General features: G+C 63.4%; 3 protein-coding genes. All 3 read right to left on the bottom strand.

The genetic code is table 11. The features are described from left to right. The coding region (locus GX108_04370; protein ID NLO56272.1) for a Fe-S-containing hydro-lyase at window positions 1-575 on the bottom strand (575 nt) is incomplete at its 3' end. Between the two features lie 14 nt (window positions 576-589). After that, window positions 590-1,447, bottom strand: a complete 858-nt coding sequence (locus GX108_04365) for a fumarate hydratase (protein NLO56271.1) — start codon at window positions 1,445-1,447, stop codon at window positions 590-592. Between the two features lie 5 nt (window positions 1,448-1,452). Then, the coding region (locus GX108_04360) for a pyridoxal-phosphate dependent enzyme (GenBank protein ID NLO56270.1) at window positions 1,453-2,457 on the bottom strand (1,005 nt) is incomplete at its 5' end.

Raw genomic sequence — 2,457 nt, 5'->3', positions numbered from 1 at the left:
TCTTCCACCGGGGGCAGTCCGCCGCCACGGTACCGGGCGGGACCATCCCTGTAGAGATCGTTCCCGAAGGCGTCGATAAGTACCACCGTGGGAAGGTCCTCGACCCTCAACCTGAAGACGGCCTCGGGCCCAAGTTCAGGCCACGCCACGGCCTCCAACCTGGTGATGCAGTCCGAGATGAGGACGGCCGCGCCCCCGACAGCCCCGAAGTAGACCGCCCTGTTTTTTATCATGGATTCAATGACTCCCGGGGATCGCCTTCCCTTGCCTATCATTCCCTTGAGCCCGAGGTCGAGAAGGAGCGGCGTGTAAGGGTCCATCCGGCCGCTGGTGGTTGGTCCCGCGGAGCCGCAGACTCTTCCGGGGGGCGTCGGCGATGGCCCCACGTAGTAGATGACCTGTCTCCCGATGTCGAAGGGGAGGGGCCTGTTTTCCCGGACGCATTCGACCATCCGCTTATGGGCCGCGTCTCGGGCCGTGTAAACGACCCCGCTGATGAGGACCTTATCTCCGGAACGGAGGGGCATTACCGCTTCGTCTTCGAGAGGAGCGACCAACCTTGACGCGTGCCTCATCCGCCGATCCCTCCCTATATCGTGACTTCAGCGTGCCGGGCCGCATGGCAGCAGATGTTGACCACCACGGGCGTTCCCGCGATATGGCCGGGTGCGGATTCCATGTGGATGTCCAGGCAGGTGACACTTCCCCCCAGCCCTGCCGGCCCTATCCCAAGGGCGTTCACGGCTTCCAGGGTCCTCAGTTCCAGTTCGGCGTACCTGCCGTCGGGGTTCCGCCGTCCCACGGGGTAGAGGGTGGCTCTCTTGGCCATGAGGGCGGCAACCTCCACCGTCCCGCCTATGCCGACGCCAACCAGGGTGGGGGGACTGGGGTTGGGGCCGGCGGCCTCGACGGTATCCCTGACGAATTCAAGGACCTCCCGGGGTCCCTGCCCGGGCGTGAGTACCCGGAGAGCGCTCATGTTCTCGCTGCCGAAACCCTTGGGAGTCGCCAAAAGCCTCACCCTGTCGCCGGGGACGACCCTCGTGTGAAGCACCGCCGGGGTGTTAGTACCGGTGTTTCGCCGATCGAAAAGCGGGTCCACCACGATGGACTTCCGGAAGTATCCTTCGCGGTAGGCTTCCTCCACGCCCGAATCAACGGCCTCGGCGAAGTCGCCCCCTACCAGGAGCACTCCCTGGCCGACGTCGGCAAAGACGACAGCCATGCCGCTGTCCTGGCAGAGGGGCATATGACCGGCCCTCGCCAGGTCGTGGTTGCGCAGGATCTGGTCCAGCACGGACCTCCCCAGAGGAGATTCCTCCCGTTTATCCCTGGCATGGACCAAGGCGTTGTAGACATCCTGCCCTATGGATACGCCGGCCTTCAGGAAAAGTCCCTTGACGACCTCAGAGACGAGGGATACATCGATCTCTCTGACCTTGACCATTTGATTTATTGCCTCTTTCCGGGTACTTCCCTGTTTCGGTCCACGTAATGGGGCCGTTCCCCGATCCTTCTCCCCCCAGTGTCGAAAAGCGGGCGTTCCTCGTCGGGGGTTGCCTGCTTTTTCGGACGCTTTACGGGAGCCTTCTTCAGCCCACTCCCCGTCAGGGGGACCACGACGGTCTCCTCCGAAGTTATCACGCCCCTGGTTCTGAGAAATCTCTCGGCGGCGGAGGCCGCGGCGGCCGTCGGTTCCACCAGGAACCCTTCCTCGAGAGCAAGGCGCTCCTCCTCGGCTAGTATGTTCTCGTCGTCCACGACGACGACGTCGCCCCTGCTCACGCGAAGGGCGTCGACCATCTCCTTCATGCGAGGGGGGGCCGTTATGGCGATTCCCTCGGCTACGGTGCCCCTGAAGGTCTTTTCACCCGTTTCGTTCCATTCGGCATAAAGGGGGGAGCAGCGGGAGCTCTGAACGGCGTAGATCCTCGGCAGGCGCCTTATCCGGGCCCGCTGGAGCAATTCCTTGAAGCCCTTGAAGACGCCGAGGAGCATCGTCCCGTTGCCGGCAGGTACCACCATGACATCGGGCGCCCTGAAACCGAGTTGCTCCCATATTTCGAAGGCCACCGTCTTCGTGCCTTCCAGGAACAAGGGGTTCCAGACATGGCTTGCGTAATAGGCGGTCTCCGACAGGGAGAGCGCCATCGAGGCCGCTGCCATGCGGTCACCATCGACGACCTCTAGGGTCGCCCCGAAGATCTCTATCTGCTTCTTCTTGGCCTCGGCGGTGTCCCTGGGCACTATCACCGTCGCGCTGATGCCGCACCGGGCTGCATAGGCCGCGATGGACGCCCCGGCATTCCCCGAGGAATCCTGGACGACCGTCCCATGGCCCAGGTTTTTCGCCTCGGTCATAACCAGGACCGAACCCCTGTCCTTGAAGGAACCCGTGGGGAACAGGTATTCAAGTTTGTAAAGGGGGCCGCCGGAGCGGGAACGCACGAGGGGGGT

It is taken from the genome of Thermovirga sp., assembly GCA_012523215.1.
GTDB lineage: Bacteria > Synergistota > Synergistia > Synergistales > Thermovirgaceae > 58-81.
This window is presented reverse-complemented; position numbering and strand designations above follow the sequence as displayed.